Raw genomic sequence first — 272 nt, forward strand, 5'->3', positions numbered from 1 at the left:
GAGCATGAACTGGACCAACTGGGGTGCCTTCGTGCGCGCCACCGGTTTCTACGATTTCGAAACCATGGACCGCGACGACATCAGCGATGCCGCCAAGGACCGCATCGGTCGGCGCGCGCGCCTGCTGGACGCCTTCGTCTACCGCGACTTCATCATCGCCAACGACATCAGCGGCAACTTCCGCTTCGGCCGCCAGGTGGTGAGCTGGGGCGAGAGCACCTTCATCCAGGGCGGCATCAACGTCGTCAACCCGGTCGACGTGTCGCGCCTGC

General features: G+C 64.7%; 1 protein-coding gene. It reads left to right on the forward strand.

Translation table 11 applies throughout. From position 1 onward, the window contains the following. Positions 1 to 272 (forward strand): DUF1302 domain-containing protein (locus FLQ44_RS16460; protein ID WP_147695278.1); only part of this gene is annotated, 272 nt, incomplete at both ends.

Source organism: Vogesella mureinivorans (assembly GCF_007644035.1).
Classification (GTDB): Bacteria; Pseudomonadota; Gammaproteobacteria; order Burkholderiales; family Chromobacteriaceae; genus Vogesella; species Vogesella mureinivorans.